We start from the raw sequence: 385 nt of genomic DNA, 5'->3' as shown, positions 1-385 counted from the left end.
ACAGAAAAAAAAGTTTCCACTCCCCGTTGAGCTGCTTCACGTGTCTCAGCTTCGAAAGTAAGATTAATAAGATCACCATGACGCGATAAACGAATATTTTCCTGTTTTTTTTTCTTATAAAAAGCTTTTAAAGAAAAATGCGAATCATCTAAGAACATAGGCTGTGAAAGCAAAAAGGCGATAATATTGTCTTGTTTTTCGCTTGATAATGGCTTTCCTATGGAATCAGATAATGAAAATACTAAAGTTGCTTGGTAGCCACGGGGCTGAATAAAATAATAAAACCAAATCAAAGAGATACACAGCACTTGCAACAGCAAAACAATCAAAATGTTTCGCCATACCGTACGTATGAACAGTCTTTTATTACATTTAAGACTCATCT

The 385-nt window shown here is 34.5% G+C and carries 1 pseudogene; it reads right to left on the bottom strand.

What is annotated here, in order from left to right:
* Nucleotides 1–383 (bottom strand): annotated as a pseudogene (locus ACFINC_RS10725) (hypothetical protein); the annotation flags it as partial.
* Nucleotides 384–385: the final 2 nt, after the last annotated feature.

This window comes from Bartonella sp. AP58NXGY, assembly GCF_042195785.1.
In the GTDB taxonomy this organism is placed as follows: Bacteria; Pseudomonadota; Alphaproteobacteria; order Rhizobiales; family Rhizobiaceae; genus Bartonella.
The sequence above is the reverse complement of the archived record's forward strand: the minus strand, read 5'-3'. Positions and strand labels throughout refer to the sequence as shown.